The sequence below is a fragment of the Enterococcus sp. BWR-S5 genome, assembly GCF_016745255.1.
In the GTDB taxonomy this organism is placed as follows: Bacteria; Bacillota; Bacilli; order Lactobacillales; family Enterococcaceae; genus Enterococcus_L.
In genome coordinates this window covers 103,960-119,764 of sequence record NZ_JADOEQ010000006.1, presented here as the reverse complement: position 1 = coordinate 119,764, position 15,805 = coordinate 103,960, and the positions used below count along the sequence as shown (strand labels likewise).

Here is a 15,805-nt window from a genome sequence, read left to right as displayed (position 1 = left end):
AAGGAAGAAAAGCGATTTTTTTGCTTATTGCATGATACAAAAACAAAAGTAGTGATAGCCTTTGGCTATCACTACTTTTTATCTGTTATTATTCTTCCGGCTGTGATGACTGGAAGTTTAATTGGATTCCCGGCTTATCTAAAGCAATTTCTGTCACTTCATAGGCCAGACGTTTCACGATATCAAACAACGGAGCAACCAATTCGTCTACATCTTCTTGAGACAAATCTTGTTGGTCGACGATTTTACGATTGATAATGTGAGAAACTTGGCTAACCGCTCCTGACAATACATACTCGTCAAAAGCCAGACGAAACTCCAAGCGTGACGCAATAATTGTATTTTCAGCAGGATAGTTCTCATCCTTAGATTCGATTGGAGAAAATCCTACACGTAGTTGTGTATCAACTTCTGCATCTGGTTTGCGCATATCATAGTGGAAGCCCTCCACTAATTCTTGTTGACGTTTAATTTCCAACTGATATCACCCTCCTTACAAAAATCATTATAACATATCCATATCTATTTTATTGCTCAAAAATGAAATATTTATATACTAATTTTTAAACGAATGGATTGGCGCAGGAATCCGTCCGCCACGTAAAATGAAGTCCGTAGAAGCATAAGGATTCACTTTCATCACAGGTGCTCTTCCCAGTAAACCGCCAAATTCGACCATGTCGCCGACCTCTGTATTCTTTGCCGGAATAATCCGAACAGCCGTTGTCTTATGATTAATCACGCCGATTGCTGCTTCGTCTGCAATCATCGCTGCAATAGTTTCCGCAGATGTTGCTCCAGGTATCGCAATCATATCCAACCCAACAGAACAAATGGCTGTCATAGCTTCCAGTTTTTCAAGGTTCAATGCGCCATTATTGACTGCATCAATCATACCCGCATCCTCTGAGACAGGAATGAACGCGCCCGAAAGACCACCAACGTGATTACATGCCATTACGCCGCCTTTTTTCACCGCATCATTTAGTAATGCCAAAGCTGCTGTCGTTCCATGTGTTCCTACACTTTCCAGACCCATTTCTTCCAGAATATGCGCAACACTATCACCAACAGCCGGAGTAGGCGCCAGAGATAAATCGACAATTCCAAAAGGCACATCCAAGCGTTGAGACGCAATTCGTCCTACTAATTGTCCCATTCTTGTAATCTTAAACGCGGTTTGCTTCACTACTTCAGCAATCACATCAAACGGTTCGCCTTTTACCTTTTCCAATGCACGCTTCACAACACCAGGACCACTTACCCCAACGTTGATTACACAGTCTGCTTCACCAACTCCATGGAAAGCGCCCGCCATGAATGGATTGTCCTCTACTGCATTTGCAAAGACAACCAACTTGGCACAGCCCATATCGGATTTTGCTGCTGTTTCTTTGATAATGTAGCCCATATGACGAACCGCATCCATGTTGATACCGGCTCTCGTTGACCCAATATTGACAGAGGAACAGACAAACTCCGTTTCTGCCAATGCCTGAGGAATGGAGTTGATTAGGCGGTCATCGCCAAACTGATAGCCTTTTTCTACTAACGCACTGAAGCCGCCGATAAAGTTAACACCAACTGCCTGTGCTGCCTTGTCCAAGGTTTTTGCATACTTGACATAATCCTCATCAGGACTGGCTGCTGCAATGATGCTGATAGGTGTCACGGAAATCCGCTTATTGATAATCGGAATCCCATACTCCGCTTCAATATCTTCACCCACTCGTACCAGATTCTTCGCGACACGTGTGATTTTATCATATATTTTCTGACAGGCCTTATCGCTGTCACTGTCAATACAATCCAACAATGAAATCCCCATTGTGATTGTACGAATATCCAGATTCTCTTCTTCGATCATTCGGATTGTTTCCAGTATTTGCTTGGTTTCCAAAATTTTCACCCCTGCTTTTATTCAATGAACAACACGTCAAAATTTCTTACAGCTTATGCATGACATTAAAAATCTCTTCATTTTGAATACTGATTTTCACGCCAAGCTCTTTTCCCAGCAAATTCAGTTCTTCACGAATCGCCTCAAAATTGATTTCTTTTCCCGAAAAAGAAAGGATCATCATCATGGTGAAGTATTCCTCCATGATTGTCTGAGAGACATCCAAAATATTAATTTCCAGCTCTGCCAGCTTTGTACTGACACCCGCAATAATACCTACTTTATCCTTACCGATTACTGTTAAAACTGCCCGCATAAATAAACCTCCTCATTTGTTTGTCCTATTATAGCATAATTACTAAAAAGAAACGTCAAAAACATGAACGAAAGCAACTAAAAAAAAAGATATTGTTCGTAATTCACTAATACCCCATTGCGTGCATTACCTGTTGACGCATTTCTTTATCTGAAAGCATCTCCAACAGCTCAAAGGCAACATGAACCGCTGTCTCAGGACAATAGGAAGTGATTACCTGTCGATCAATGACAATCGGCTCCTTAGCCAACACTTCTACGCCTAGCTCTGCCAGCTGCTTCTGGCGATACCCATCCTTCAAATGGTAAGTCGTTGCTTTGCGGTCAGCCAAAATACCGCTTTTAGCCAATGGCAAAGCCGCTACACAAATGGAAGCTACTGGTTTTCCTTGACGCTCAAAGCTGCGAATCAGTTCCAAGAACGGTTCACTGTATGCTTCCTCATAAAAACCGTATTCTTCAAAACCACCCGGTATTGCCAACGCCGCATAGTCATCCACGTTGACTTCATCAAGCAGTACATCCACATTAACCTGTACATTAAAGGTACTATTGACCGTTTTCTCCATGCCGCAAGTAACTGTCTGAATAGCCGCACCAAAATCATTATCTGCCCACCCAAGCACATCGATAAACACACTGAATTCCATTGTTTCAAAGCCTTTTGCCAGTAAAACTAAAACCTTCATTCGGCAATTCCTCCATTCACTTTTTATCTAGCTGATACCACTCCACAGAATTAAGAACGCCTCTACGGTTTCAGTATCTTAGAGCATTTTCTACAAAACTTATCTGCTTTTAACAGGCTCACTTTTTGCCTTATCTCGTTTTTTAATGTTTGACTTTGTAAGCCCCATTTTATAATGGATATAATCTAAAGTTGCCTGTACACGCTCCAGCTTCTCTTTCGTTTCCTGCTCTTGCTTTTGTAAAAGAGCCAAGCGTTTTTCTAAGGTATGATCGCCCTCTTTATAGAGGTCAAAATATTCCTTAATCATCTCAAGGCTTAAGCCGGACTCCTTCATACAGAGAATAAATTCAATTCGATCGAAATCACTCTCCCCATATTGTCGGATACCGCTGATTCTTTCTACCGGATCAAGCAATCCGATTTTTTCATAATAACGCAAGGTTGATAAGGATAGCTGATATTTCTTACTTACTTCATTGATCTTCATCTCGTTCTCCCCTTTCGGCTTCTCCTTATTTTAGCAGAAAATCACAAAGAGAATAGATTCTTGGTAAAGATTTATAAAAAAAGAAGCCGTAGCGGATGCATGCTACAGCTTCTAAATTGCGTACAGGATTCTTAAATACCTACCTACACCTTCTTAGTAAATTGTGATTTACAACTAGAGCAGGTAACTTTAATCGTTCCTTTGTTCTTTGGTGCTCTCAAATGCTGTTTGCATTCGGGACAAGAAAAATAAGTGTATGTTTTGCGATTTTGAATTCGCTCCTTCACATAATTGACTTGCTTTGTCCCTTTTCCAATCCAGCTCAAATATTTCTGATTTTCATTCGCCCGCACATAAATTTTCTTAGAGAAATAACGATAATAAACAACTGCCAGAAGCAGGAATACACCCCAACGCAACACAGTCGAGCCTAAAAACAGGTTTAACAAGACTAGTGCCAGACTGACCACCAGCAATGCTCGGCTCAGCTTATCAAAAATCCCATACCGTCCCCGCATAAACGTCTGTAATTTTGCCTGCCATTTCATTAATCGCTTCATCCAGATATTACCCATTTTATCGCCTCTTTCTTAGTTCTATCTTACAGGAAACAAAAATTTCTGCAATATCGATTCAATGAATGACAGGCATTTTTAAGCTATTCTATAGAAATGTAAATTGCTACGCTCCCATCCTGCTCGTACTTTTCATAATCCTTCTCATAACGACGGTGTAGATTTCCAGCCTGCTCAAGAGCCCAGATGCGCTGCCATGTTTCGGCTACATTATTTTTGGACGGATCTTCAGGCGTTAATTCCACTGGAAAAATTTGATAGTTACCTTCATCCAAAATTATTTTTCGTCCAGTTTCAGATGATTCAACAGCTAATGATAATGTATAGTCTCCCAAATAATTCGTTTCATAGTCATGATAGACTCCATAAATAGGTGCAGTCGGTCCAATCTCAGCCATGACCTGTTGCCAAAGTCCACCAATTTTTTCTCCCACATCCGCTGCCAAATTATTTGTTCTCACTGATCCGATTTCGTAAATGTTCATACCTGATTCCTCCTCGTTTTTTATTATCATATACAAAAAAACATGACAACTAGCTGTCATGTTTTAATAACTTATAAAAAATACTTATGGAAATTACTAGCTTTTGGCTTGCAGTTCTGCATTCGGACGGTCCATCGTCTGCTAGAAAAAAACGGGCATATGACTTCTATTCTTTTTCACTACTATAGAGCTTCTGATATTTTTGTATCTCTTTTGCGATACGTTCCCTTAGTTCAACGGGGGAGATGACCTCCAATGAAGCCCCATAGGATAATAAATAAGAAAACAGCCACTCTCCGGTTGCTAACCACGTAGTAATTTTCAACCTATCACCACTTGGTTCAACCTCCAAGCTTGGTAATTCTTCCTGCATTCTTGGCAATTGATTGGGGTCAATAAAGAATTCTACCTGCTGATAGGAGTAACTGGGCATATAATCTTCAGTTAACAGCTCTGGATTAAGCACTCGTTCAGACAACCTTAGGCTCCTAATCCGCTTTAGCTTGAAAATTCGATGCTCTTCTTTTAGATAACAATAGCCGGACAAATACCAATTATGCTGCTTAAAGAAAAGCTTATTCGGTACAACCTCACGTTCACTCACAATCCCCTGACTATTTTCATAGGTTAGAAACACACAGCTTTTTTGCTTTCTCGCAGTCGTTAACAGGTCAATGTATTCTTTCTCCTCCGACTTGCGCCAGCCCGAATAGTCGATAGCCAACCAAGAATCAGTTGGGCGCTTAAACAAAGAAGACAGCTTTACCGATAGCTCATCTGCACCGACAAATTCAGTGACTGCCAGATTTTCCAAACCAGATAAAATAGCCTCTTGTTCCTCTTCAGTGACAAAAGTAGCCGGTATTTGATGATTTTCCAGTAACCGAATGCCGCCGTTTCGACCATTCTGAGCATAGACAGGAAATCCTAAGCCTGAAAGATTATCTAAATCTCGATAAATCGTCCGTACCGACACCTCCAGCTTTTCAGCTAAAAAAGGGCAGTCGTCTCTTGATGAACACTCAGGTAATTCATGATATAAAACATTCGTGACTGTTGAGACATGTGTGTTCATCCTTTCATGGCTTGATTTATATTGGTTAGATTTATTATGTTTAATATACTTTAATTAGATTAAAACGATTATGGAAACGATGTCAATTACAGTTTGTTTAGATTAAAACGGGTAAAAAATACTAAATATACATACACTATCAAAATTTACATTACACTATGTTTAGATTAAAACAGTATCCAAGCCAAGAGTAATCATCATTTGACCTAAATTTACATTACACTCTGTTTAGATTAAAACTGTTAATGCTGCATGGAGCAATGAAACAACGACGACATTTACATTACAGTCTGTTTAGATTAAAACCAATTCAAAATCATCAAATTGTTCATTCATTACAGTATTTACATTACACCGTGTTTAGATTAAAACCTGCAATGTTTGAGCTGTGACCATTTTCGCAACATGATTTACATTACACTCTGTTTAGATTAAAACGAAACCTTTCAAAGAATATGGGCTGCGGCTCTACAGATTTACATTACACTCTGTTTAGATTAAAACGCTACGCCAGCATATGAAACTACTGAATCTTATCTATTTACATTACACTCTGTTTAGATTAAAACGCTTTCGTTTATTTCTGCGTTGATGGTGTCCATGATATTTACATTACACTCTGTTTAGATTAAAACGCTTTCGTTTATTTCTGCGTTGATGGTGTCCATGATATTTACATTACACTCTGTTTAGATTAAAACTTGAAACTGCAAGAAGAATGAGTCCACAACTTTTTGAATTTACATTACACTCTGTTTAGATTAAAACCCACTCATTTTCAGCCCTTATGTACCAAGGGTTCCAGTGGTCATTTCTGTCGACCACCTATTTTCACTTCGCTACATCTTTCATTTTACCTAACTCGCGGCATGAAAGTCAATAACAGCAGGCTTTTTGTCGTCTGTCGGTCTCCTCTATTTTTTACGTTATTGGCGGTCAACAGATTCTTTCCTTGATACATTCCTAAACCAATTTTTAGACACTCTTTTACATTTGCGTTACGATATTCATGACATGATTTTAATAACTGCCATAAAGAACACCAATCAAGAGGAGGAATACAACCATGCTGGAAAATGTAATTAGACAACAGGATGCTTTTATCAAGGATTATCGCAATGTCAGTAACCGACCTAATGAATCAGATGAAGAAATCATTGAGCGCGTGCTGCAGCATTTAAACCAAACGGGAAAGAGTACCTTCGTTTTATCAGCGGACGAAACCACTTCCGGTCACTCAGCTGAATTTCCTTTCGAGCGCCAATTGCTTACAAGAGAATACGACGGTGCTGTAGAAACTGAATACACTTATGCCGGAAAACCATTTGAAACTGATGAACACTTAGATGAACAGCCGGAATGGTAATTGCCTAATAAAAACGAGCGTCTATACTAGTTGATAGACACTCGTTTTTTCTATTTTGCTGGACAGTATACATCTAAATGTCCTGAAAGAATGCGTATCTTTATTGGCAATTCATCGCCTGGATCACCATCTACGTTTACCTGTAGTTTTTCTTCAGAGACCAATTCAATCGTTCCTTCTTTAAAGGTTTGATAACTTAAATGATTGCCCTCTCCATCAACACCCTGAAGCAACTCCGGAACGGCCTGAAGTGTTTCAAGCTTCGAGCCGTCTTTAAGGTAAACCAAGTGACACAGCCCATCATTAATTTCAGCATTCGGCAACAATTGCTCAAAGCCTCCGATTGAATTTGTCAGCCCGACAATCAATGTACTACTATGAATAAACTGCTCTTTACCATCTAAAACCAAACGAAAGTCATAAGCTTGGTTATTCATGAAACTCTTCAACCCATTCCAGACATAGGCAAGCTTCCCAAATTTTGTTTTATCTTCAACACTCGTCTCATTAAGGGTCTCCGGAATAGCCCCGATTGCTACGACATTCATAAAATAGGATTGGTTGATTTTTCCAATATCAAGTTTTTTTGTCTGATAGTCTACAACCTGCTGAATGGCTTCCTTCGGGTCCATTGATATCCCCAATGCTCTTGCTAAATCGTTCACTGTTCCTAACGGAAAAAAGCCAAATGCAGGGCGTTCGTCTACTTCAGCTAAACCGCTAATCCCCTCATTAACGGTACCGTCCCCTCCCATAACAAAATAGGCATCATAGCCTTCCTCAGCAGCTTGCTTGGCAAATCTTGTTGCATCACCTTCGCCTTCAGTCAGAACAGTCGTAACCTGATCAAAACGTTTTTTTAAGCTTTTTTCTGCCAGCTCTTGGTACTCCTTTGCCTGCTCTCCACCCGAACTGGGATTTATGGCTAATAAGACTTTCATCAGAACCTCTCCTCTCATTTTTCAGTACGGCTTCCAACATACTCTGTCATTGAATATTCTAGCACAGAGATTTCTAACTATTGAATGATATGCAGTTCATTCTGAATTTCATTGAAAAAAATACGGGACAGAAACATTTATTTAGATTTCTTGACTCCAGTCAAGGCATTACTCTTAGTCCGCTTTTCTATTTGCACCTCATATTTGGTTCTATGGCAATCAAAAAGCCTGGGATTTTTTTATTTTCCCAGACTTTCTGTTATCAGTATTTTCCTTTGTTACCTTGTCTTCACAATCATTTCCAAGGCCTTCTCCACATCTTCACTGGATAAATCAATCTCTTTTTCCTTCATGCATTGTACTAGATTTTCTGTGACGACCAATCCAATTACCTTATCGATACTTGAACGGACAGCCATCAGCTGAGTGACAACTTCTCTACAGTCCTTGCCCTCTTCCATCATATGAAGGATACCGCGTACCTGTCCTTCTGAACGCTTCAATCGATTCGCTATTTTTTTGTCGCATTGCATTAGACAACCGCTCCTCTCCAAGCTGACATACCACCCATAATATTGGTCGTCGTAAATCCTTTTGATCCGAGAAACTCACAAGCCATTTGTGAGCGGCTGCCGGAATGACAGATGACATGGTATTCTTTCTCTTGATCTAAGCTATCCGCTGCTTCGGGAAAACCGCTTAAAGGAAGATTTATTGCTCCTTCAATATGACCAGATTGAAATTCATCTAGCTCTCTGACATCAAGCACCGTTACGTTCTCTTGCTTCATTAATTGTTCAAATTCAGGAATCATCATTGTTTGATACATTATTTATTGACCTCCTCAGGATAAACAGTGCTGTAAATTTGGAAAGCACCATCAAGGTTTTTTACATTAAACCCATTATTTTTCAATATTCTCTCGGCTAAATAACTACGCTGTCCACTTTGACAGCTGACAATCAGCTCTTTGTCCTTCGGCAGCTCAGCAAGTCTCTCTCTCAGCTCATCCAAAGGAATGTTGATATCTTCGCCAATACTGCCATTATTTTTCAGCTCTTCTGCATTTCGGACATCTAAAAGTAGTACTCCTGCTTCACGAGCATTCTTCAACTCATAAAACTGAATGTTGTCTGATAATCCTTCAACAATATTCAACGCTGCATAGCCAATCATATTCACCGGATCTTTTGCTGAACCAAATGGCGGAGCATATGTAAACTCCAATTCAGGTAAATCCGCAACTGTCAATCCGGCTTTAATTGCTGTTGCCAATGTGTCGATACGTTTGTCCACGCCATCCTTACCTACAGCCTGTGCACCAAAAATTTTCCCGTTTACAGGATCAAAAATCAGCTTAAGCGTGATTGCCTCGCTTCCCGGGAAATACCCCGCATGGCTTTTGGCTGTGATATGCACTGCTTTGTAGCTCATCTTCATCTCTTGAAGCTGACGCTCATTTAGTCCTGTACTGGCTGCTGCCAGGTCGAAGACTCTAACAATTGCTGTACCAATACTTCCTTTATTTTTACGCGTCACACCGGAAATCACATCTGCCACCTGTCTTCCTTGGCGGTTTGCCGGAGAAGCCAAGGAAATCATCGCATCAGTCTCCGTAATCTGCTGCTTGACTACAATTGCATCCCCGACGGCAAAGATATTCGCGTCGTTGGTTTGGTAATCCTCATTGACAACAATACCACCCTTTAGACCAGTGGCTAAACCAGCAGCCACAGCCAACTCATTAACCGGCTTCACGCCAATAGATAATACCGTGAAGTCGCTGTTGATTCGCTCTCCGGTGCTTAACTCAATAATGCGGCCATTTTCCTTGAATGCTTGAGCCGCCGCACCTGTATATACGGTAATTCCTGCTGCTTTCAAGCGATTCTCTATCAAAGCTGCCATTTCTTTATCCAATGGCGGCAAAATCTGCGGTGCTGCTTCAACAATTGTGACAGCTAATCCAGACTGTTTCAAATTTTCTGCCATTTCCAATCCGATAAACCCGGCACCAATTACGACTGCTTCTTTTGGTTTTGTTTCTGCCAGTATTGATGTGATTTTATCTACATCTGGAACATTTCTCAAGGTATAAACATTCGTTGCTTCAGCTAAACCAGTGATTGGTGGTACAAGTGGGGCTGCTCCCGGAGAAAGAATCAGCTTATCATAAGCAAGCTTTTCCTCCTGCCCTTGCTTATTAATCGTCACCTGCTTACTTGCTCTATCGATGTTTACAGCCTCTGTTTCTACAAGTACATCAATATTAAAGCGTCGTTTCAATTGCTCAGGGGTTTGCAAAATCAATTCTTCTCGTTCACTGATTTCCCCGGAAACATAATACGGTAAACCACAATTGGCGAAAGAAACATATGGCCCTTTTTCCAGCACAATAATCTCCGTTTCCTCTGAAAGACGTCTTAACCTTGTCGCAGCGGACATTCCTCCTGCCACACCACCAATAATTACAACTCTCATTTAATAATTGCCTCCCTTAACTGCACCTTGCCAACGAATCATTCCGCCTTTGACATGCACTGCATCAATTTCTTTTTTTGTCAGTATCTTTACCGCTTGCTTACTTCTGACACCAGACTGACAAATAACATAAATTGTCTGGTCCTTCTTAGACTTGTAATTCCTAATTTTACCTAATGGAACATTCACAGCTCCGGGGATATGACCGCCTACAAATTCTGATTTTTCTCGAACATCCAGAATAATTGGCCGTTTTGACAGCACGTTCTCTAACTGCTTTCCCGAAACAGCTTTTACTTTACTAAATAAAAACATATATGCCTCCTTTTATACCCCTATGGGTATTTCACATAAATTATCATAACTTCTGTTCACTCGTTTGTAAAGGTTTTTGACTGACAAATTTTATAAATCCATTTCAAAAACGAAAAAACACTCATAAAGCATTGTTCTATCAAGCTTTACGAGTGTAATTATTAATTATTTTTTTAGTTGGAAACTCATTTCTACTGGATTATGATCGGAATAACGAAATTCTTCATCCATGACTTTTGTCTCAGATACTTCAACATTATCGGATACAATAAAGCCGTCAATCAAAGCCACAAAGGATTTTCCTTTTTCATAGGGGGTATCCAAATTTCTACTAGAGGGTATCGCTTCACCATCATCAGAAAATTCCGTTACCTTCAGACCATCCGGTAAATCTTTCGATGGAAACTCCTGCAGCCAAGAGTAATCCTTGCTGGTATCATTGCCGAAAGTCTCTGAAGAAGACGGTAGTAAATCATGATTGAAGTCGCCACCACAAACAACATAATTGCCTTTTTCATATTCATTTTTCATGTGGTTGAACAAGGTCATGATTTGTTTTTTCTGAATCTCTTCATCCTTCATATAGGCAGATAAATGAACGTTATACAGCATTAGCTTTTTCCCATTTGAAACAGACAGCTCAGAAACTGTAAATGCTCGATCTAAATCAAAAAACTTGTTGAAGTTCGTTTCGATTGGCAGGCTGTAGCGAATACTATTATCAATTGACGTATTGCTTAAGGTCAGAATACTGGATTTTGATTTACCAATAGGATCAAGAACCGGATACATCAGATATGCAGAATTATAATTTGTCGCTGCTACAGCAGAATAATCAGCAAAGCTATCACTAATTTTCTTCACTTCGTTGACACCAAAACTCCGTGTCGCTTTCTCATCCACCTCTTGTAATACCGCAAAATCAGCATCCAGCTCATCCAGCGTCTGAATTACACCATCAATATTTTCATTTACCGCAGCCTCACTGCGCGCCTTTGATTCTTTTCCTCCATCCATAAAGAAGGTATAGTCCGGCGGATACGCTCCATAGCCGATATTAAAGGTTACCGCCTTATATTCTTTCTCTGGCTCAACCTGCTCAATTTTTGCCTTTTGCTCAACGGTCAGGGTCAAATTATCCTCGATACGGGAATAGCTGAGAAAAACATACCCCACATACCCAATCACAATTAATAAAATCAGTCCGATAACTACCCCACTAATTTTTAGCGCTTTTTTCATTTTCGTGCTCCTTTTCTTTCTTGTTGCAAACACTCAGGTAACTTCCTGTTTGCTTACTTCCGGTGGTCCGATGTCGACTGCTTCTAGAGGGTCCTACCCAGAACAGTCGCTCTCCTTCTTTCTATCCATTGAAACCGGTCAAATCACTTCCCAGTTTCTTTTAGTGCTTTGTTTACATTCTTTTAAATCATAACAAAAAAAAGCAGGAAGAACTAGTTTAGCGCTTAATTAAGAAAATGACTGACTGCTTATTAAGATAGAGGACTTCCCGATAATTCCTCACTAATCCTTGGTATCGGTGGGATAACAACTTCAAAAGTTTATAACACCATTACTAACAAAAACAAGCCAGCTTTGAGGATATTCTCAAAGCTGGTTTGTTTTTGTGTTACTAGTTATTTCTTAATCAATTGTGTATAGCTTTCTGAACGGTCTTCCATATCCTTGACGGTTTGATGAAGCATTTCTTCTACTTCTACCTCGTCATCCTTCACATTGTGAAGTGCAGAGAAACGAACCTGATTCCGTAGGAAGGCTTCCATTTTTGTAAAGTCGGCCTTCTTGAAATCTACGCGCATTGGATCTTTGCCTTTGTCTCTCAGACGTGGATCATGGCGATACAGCGGCCAATAGCCGGATTCTACCGCTTCTTTTGATTCCTTAATTGATTGACTCATACCACCACGCAAGCCATGATTGATACATGGTGTGTACCCAATAATCAATGATGGTCCCGGATAGTTTTCAGCCTCAGTAATTGCCTTCAGCGCTTGTGCCGGATTGGCTTCAATCGAAATAGAGGCCACATACACATCACGATAAGCCATGGCCATCAAGCCAAGGTCTTTCTTCTTTGTTTTCTTTCCGCCTGCCGCAAATTTTGCGATAGCTGAGGTTGGCGTTGCCTTCGACATTTGTCCGCCTGTATTGGCGTATACTTCATTATCCATGACGAAAATGTTGACATCCGCCCCTGTCGCGAGCACATGATCGATACCGCTGTACCCAATATCATAGGCCCAGCCGTCACCACCAAGAATCCACTGGCTCGGCTTCGCAAACATTTCTTCATGCTTCAAAATGTCCTTCACTCGATCATCGGCATCCTCACGAAGCGCTTGCGCCAGTTTTGCCGCACGCTGCTGCGTTCCTTCGCCTTCAGCTGCATGGTCTAACCAATCCTGCATCTGAGCCAACGTTGTTTCAGAGCCACAGCCTTCATCAACCGCTTTTTGTATCAGGGTAGCAGCACGTTTCCGTTTCGTTTCGTTAGCGATATACATCCCTAATCCATATTCTGCATTATCCTCAAACAATGAGTTACTCCACGCAGGTCCTTTTCCTTCCGCATTTACCGTGTAAGGTGTTGCCGGTGAGGAGGCTCCCCAAATCGATGAACAGCCAGTAGTGTTGGCAATCATCATTCGGTCACCATAAAGCTGAGTCAGCAGCTTCACATAAGGCGTTTCGCCACAGCCGGCACAAGCACCTGAAAACTCGATTAACGGCTGTTCAAATTGCGAGCCCTTGACAGAGAATTTCTTGATTGGGTTTGCTTTTTGACGCAAGGTCATAGCAAAAGCCCAATTAATCGCTTCTTCTTTCCGCTCTTCATACGGCTTCAAAACCAGCGCTTTTTCTTTGGCCGGACACATCTCTACACATAAACCACAGCCGGTACAATCTTCTAACGATACTTGAATACGATAGTCTAAATTATCGGCTCCTTTCATCGTTCGAGTGATAAAGCCTTCCGGCGCCTCCGCCAGCTCAGCTTCATCAGCTAAGAAAGGACGAATCGCAGCATGCGGACAAATGAAGGCACATTCGTTACACATCGTACAATTCTCAGAAATCCATTCCGGAACTTCTAAGGCAATCCCGCGTTTTTCATATGCAGCTGTCCCCATCGCCATTTCTCCACCGAGCATACCATTTTCAATCAAGTCATTCACCGAAAGCTCATTGCCCTCTTGGCGATTGATTGGTTCTAAAATATTACGCACATATGCCGGCTTATCTGAATCAACTGCAGCAGCTGATGGAATCTCTAGTGTTTTCCATTCTTCCGGAATATCGACTTTAGTCAGCGCATCAAAGGTTTCATCAATCGCCGCCCAGTTTTTCTCTACAATTGCCATTGATTTTCTTCCGTAAGTCGCCTTTACTTCATCCTTCAATAAAGGTAGGAACGTTTCACGGTCCATGATATCTGTAACCTCGAAGAATGCCGCTGACATGACTGTATTGATCCGTCGCCCCAGCCCCAATCGTTGTGCAATCTCCATGGCATTGATGATATAGAATTCAATATTATGCTCTGCTAAGTAGCGTTTCAATGGCTTCGGCAAATGAGTTTTGACACGGTCGACATCCCAGACAGTATTTAACAGGAAGGTTCCGCCATCCTTCAATCCTTTTACTAAATCATATTTATGCAGATAAGCTGCATTATGACACCCGATAAAATCAGGACACTCCACGTTATACGTAGAACGGATTGGATCGTCACCAAATCGTAAGTGGGAGACTGTTAACCCTCCTGATTTTTTAGAGTCATAGGCAAAGTAAGCCTGTGCATATTTATCTGTATGATTTCCGATAATCTTAATTGCCTGTTTGTTTGCACCAACTGTACCATCTGAACCAAAGCCCCAGAACTTCGCTTGGAAGGTTGTATCTTTTGTCAAATCCAGTACTTCCGTCATCGGTAATGACAAATGAGTCACATCATCGTTAATACCAATTGTAAAGCGTTGCTTAAGCTCCGCCACCGGTAATAATAAGTGATCGTATACAGCAACGATTTGATTCGGTGTCACATCCTTTGAAGCTATTCCATAACGACCACCAATAACAATTGGACGATTTTCATGACGGTACAACACACTTTGAACATCCAATAGCAACGGTTCTCCATCAGAGCCAGGTTCCTTGGTACGGTCAAGTACTGCTACCCGTTCTACTGTTTTCGGTAGTTTTTCCAATAGATTATCTGCTGGAAACGGGCGATACAAATGAACATCGATATGACCAACCTTGCGTCCTTGACTGTTTAAATAATCAACCGTTTGCTGGATGGTTGGTGAAGCAGAACCCATGGAAATGATAACTTCTGTCGCTTCCGGGTCACCATAGTAATTCATCAAATCATATTCTGTTCCACGGAGTGCATTGATTTTTTCCATATATTTCTGTACAATTGCGGGCATTTCATCGTAATACTTGTTGACGGTTTCTCTTTGTTGGAAATGAATATCCGGATTTTGAGCAGTTCCGGAAACAGTTGGATGATTGGGATTCATCCCGCGCTTACGGAAATTTTCAAGCGCTTCCCAGTTCACCATATTCTTTAAGTCTTCATAATCTAATGCTTCAATTTTTTGCAGCTCATGGCTGGTACGGAAGCCGTCAAAGAAATTCATAAACGGCAAGCTGCCTTCAATGCTCGCTAAATGTGCAACTGCGGACAAATCCATGACTTCCTGAACACTTGATTCTGTCAGCATACAGAAGCCCGTCTGCCTAGCTGCCATCACGTCACTATGGTCACCAAAAATACTTAACGCATTCGTAGAAACTGCTCGTGCCGCCACATGAAAGACCGTCGGCAATAATTCACCGGCAATCTTAAACATATTTGGAATCATCAAAAGCAAGCCCTGTGATGCTGTGTAGGTTGTTGTCAAAACACCTGTCTTCAAAGAACCATGAACTGTTCCCGCAGCACCGGCCTCTGATTGCATCTCTATTAAATTGACTGTTTCACCAAAAATGTTTTTTAAGCCATTTTCTGCCCACTCATCCACTACTTCTGCCATGGTCGAGCTTGGTGTGATCGGATAGATTCCAGCTACTTCTGTAAAAGCGTAGGAAATGTAAGCGGCAGCTGTGTTGCCATCCATTGTCTTCATTGTTTTCATTCCTTTACC

16 protein-coding genes and 1 CRISPR repeat array are annotated in these 15,805 nt (G+C 41.0%); of the genes, 1 reads left to right on the top strand and 15 read right to left on the bottom strand.

Translation table 11 applies throughout. From position 1 onward, the window contains the following. Positions 1-88: 88 nt before the first annotated feature. The 8 genes from IW510_RS09125 to IW510_RS09090 all read right to left on the bottom strand — a co-directional run bounded on the left by IW510_RS09125 (position 89) and on the right by IW510_RS09090 (position 5,528). Entirely contained in the window at positions 89-478 is a 390-nt protein-coding gene (locus IW510_RS09125) for a DUF1149 family protein (protein WP_202058824.1), read from the bottom strand. Positions 479-556: 78 nt separating this feature from the next. Further along, positions 557-1,900 carry a PFL family protein gene (locus tag IW510_RS09120; RefSeq protein WP_202058822.1) on the bottom strand — a complete coding sequence of 448 codons (1,344 nt, stop codon included), beginning with the start codon at positions 1,898-1,900 and terminating at the stop codon, positions 557-559. Positions 1,901-1,946: 46 nt separating this feature from the next. Further along, positions 1,947-2,216 carry an ACT domain-containing protein gene (locus tag IW510_RS09115; protein ID WP_202058819.1) on the bottom strand — a complete coding sequence of 90 codons (270 nt, stop codon included), beginning with the start codon at positions 2,214-2,216 and terminating at the stop codon, positions 1,947-1,949. Positions 2,217-2,322: 106 nt separating this feature from the next. Beyond that, complete coding sequence (locus tag IW510_RS09110) at positions 2,323-2,904, bottom strand: DJ-1/PfpI family protein (protein WP_202058817.1); 582 nt, start codon at positions 2,902-2,904, stop codon at positions 2,323-2,325. Between the two features lie 99 nt (positions 2,905-3,003). Continuing rightward, on the bottom strand, positions 3,004-3,393 hold the full coding sequence (locus IW510_RS09105) for a MerR family transcriptional regulator (protein ID WP_202058815.1): 390 nt from the start codon (positions 3,391-3,393) through the stop codon (positions 3,004-3,006). A 143-nt stretch (positions 3,394-3,536) separates the two neighbouring features. Next, positions 3,537-3,968 carry a hypothetical protein gene (locus tag IW510_RS09100; protein ID WP_202058813.1) on the bottom strand — a complete coding sequence of 144 codons (432 nt, stop codon included), beginning with the start codon at positions 3,966-3,968 and terminating at the stop codon, positions 3,537-3,539. Between the two features lie 83 nt (positions 3,969-4,051). After that, positions 4,052-4,453, bottom strand: a complete 402-nt coding sequence (locus IW510_RS09095) for a GyrI-like domain-containing protein (protein ID WP_202058811.1) — start codon at positions 4,451-4,453, stop codon at positions 4,052-4,054. Positions 4,454-4,619: 166 nt separating this feature from the next. Further along, positions 4,620-5,528 carry a helix-turn-helix transcriptional regulator gene (locus IW510_RS09090; protein ID WP_202058809.1) on the bottom strand — a complete coding sequence of 303 codons (909 nt, stop codon included), beginning with the start codon at positions 5,526-5,528 and terminating at the stop codon, positions 4,620-4,622. Positions 5,529-5,607: 79 nt separating this feature from the next. Next, positions 5,608-6,296: direct repeats of the CRISPR family, unit length 30 nt; unit sequence ATTTACATTACACTCTGTTTAGATTAAAAC. A 298-nt stretch (positions 6,297-6,594) separates the two neighbouring features. Here IW510_RS09090 and IW510_RS09085 point away from each other — a divergent pair. Next, a complete protein-coding gene (locus IW510_RS09085) occupies positions 6,595-6,894 on the top strand; it encodes a DUF5960 family protein (RefSeq protein ID WP_202058807.1) in 300 nt (99 codons plus the stop codon). A gap of 50 nt (positions 6,895-6,944) precedes the next feature. On the opposite strand, the gene IW510_RS09080 is transcribed toward IW510_RS09085, so the two are convergent. The 7 genes from IW510_RS09080 to nifJ form a co-directional block, all read right to left on the bottom strand. Beyond that, positions 6,945-7,835 carry a diacylglycerol/lipid kinase family protein gene (locus IW510_RS09080; protein ID WP_442896407.1) on the bottom strand — a complete coding sequence of 297 codons (891 nt, stop codon included), beginning with the start codon at positions 7,833-7,835 and terminating at the stop codon, positions 6,945-6,947. 278 nt (positions 7,836-8,113) lie between these two features. Beyond that, on the bottom strand, positions 8,114-8,368 hold the full coding sequence (locus IW510_RS09075; protein ID WP_202058803.1) for a metal-sensitive transcriptional regulator: 255 nt from the start codon (positions 8,366-8,368) through the stop codon (positions 8,114-8,116). After that, the gene (locus IW510_RS09070; protein ID WP_202058801.1) at positions 8,368-8,664 is read right to left on the bottom strand and encodes a rhodanese-like domain-containing protein; all 297 of its coding nucleotides are present in this window, start codon (positions 8,662-8,664) and stop codon (positions 8,368-8,370) included. The genes IW510_RS09075 and IW510_RS09070 overlap by 1 nt, the downstream gene beginning before the upstream one ends. Beyond that, the gene (locus IW510_RS09065) at positions 8,664-10,316 is read right to left on the bottom strand and encodes an FAD-dependent oxidoreductase (protein WP_202058799.1); all 1,653 of its coding nucleotides are present in this window, start codon (positions 10,314-10,316) and stop codon (positions 8,664-8,666) included. Before IW510_RS09065 ends, IW510_RS09070 begins: the two co-directional genes overlap by 1 nt. Further along, on the bottom strand, positions 10,317-10,631 hold the full coding sequence (locus IW510_RS09060) for a rhodanese-like domain-containing protein (protein WP_202058797.1): 315 nt from the start codon (positions 10,629-10,631) through the stop codon (positions 10,317-10,319). It lies immediately after the preceding gene. A 165-nt stretch (positions 10,632-10,796) separates the two neighbouring features. Continuing rightward, on the bottom strand, positions 10,797-11,873 hold the full coding sequence (locus IW510_RS09055) for an endonuclease/exonuclease/phosphatase family protein (RefSeq protein ID WP_202058795.1): 1,077 nt from the start codon (positions 11,871-11,873) through the stop codon (positions 10,797-10,799). A gap of 395 nt (positions 11,874-12,268) precedes the next feature. Continuing rightward, a complete protein-coding gene (gene nifJ, locus IW510_RS09050) occupies positions 12,269-15,796 on the bottom strand; it encodes a pyruvate:ferredoxin (flavodoxin) oxidoreductase (RefSeq protein ID WP_202058793.1) in 3,528 nt (1,175 codons plus the stop codon). Positions 15,797-15,805: the final 9 nt, after the last annotated feature.

Bases quoted from the DNA above. Each gene is read 5' to 3' on its own strand.
- IW510_RS09115 (WP_202058819.1), bottom strand. From the start codon at position 2,216: ATGCGGGCAGTTTTAACAGTAATCGGTAAGGATAAAGTAGGTATTATT.
- IW510_RS09110 (WP_202058817.1), bottom strand. From the start codon at position 2,904: ATGAAGGTTTTAGTTTTACTGGCAAAAGGCTTTGAAACAATGGAATTC.
- IW510_RS09105 (WP_202058815.1), bottom strand. From the start codon at position 3,393: ATGAAGATCAATGAAGTAAGTAAGAAATATCAGCTATCCTTATCAACC.
- IW510_RS09100 (WP_202058813.1), bottom strand. From the start codon at position 3,968: ATGGGTAATATCTGGATGAAGCGATTAATGAAATGGCAGGCAAAATTA.
- IW510_RS09095 (WP_202058811.1), bottom strand. From the start codon at position 4,453: ATGAACATTTACGAAATCGGATCAGTGAGAACAAATAATTTGGCAGCG.
- IW510_RS09090 (WP_202058809.1), bottom strand. From the start codon at position 5,528: ATGAACACACATGTCTCAACAGTCACGAATGTTTTATATCATGAATTA.
- IW510_RS09085 (WP_202058807.1), top strand. From the start codon at position 6,595: ATGCTGGAAAATGTAATTAGACAACAGGATGCTTTTATCAAGGATTAT.
- IW510_RS09080 (WP_442896407.1), bottom strand. From the start codon at position 7,835: ATGAAAGTCTTATTAGCCATAAATCCCAGTTCGGGTGGAGAGCAGGCA.
- IW510_RS09075 (WP_202058803.1), bottom strand. From the start codon at position 8,368: ATGCAATGCGACAAAAAAATAGCGAATCGATTGAAGCGTTCAGAAGGA.
- IW510_RS09070 (WP_202058801.1), bottom strand. From the start codon at position 8,664: ATGTATCAAACAATGATGATTCCTGAATTTGAACAATTAATGAAGCAA.
- IW510_RS09065 (WP_202058799.1), bottom strand. From the start codon at position 10,316: ATGAGAGTTGTAATTATTGGTGGTGTGGCAGGAGGAATGTCCGCTGCG.
- IW510_RS09060 (WP_202058797.1), bottom strand. From the start codon at position 10,631: ATGTTTTTATTTAGTAAAGTAAAAGCTGTTTCGGGAAAGCAGTTAGAG.
- IW510_RS09055 (WP_202058795.1), bottom strand. From the start codon at position 11,873: ATGAAAAAAGCGCTAAAAATTAGTGGGGTAGTTATCGGACTGATTTTA.
- nifJ (WP_202058793.1), bottom strand. From the start codon at position 15,796: ATGAAAACAATGAAGACAATGGATGGCAACACAGCTGCCGCTTACATT.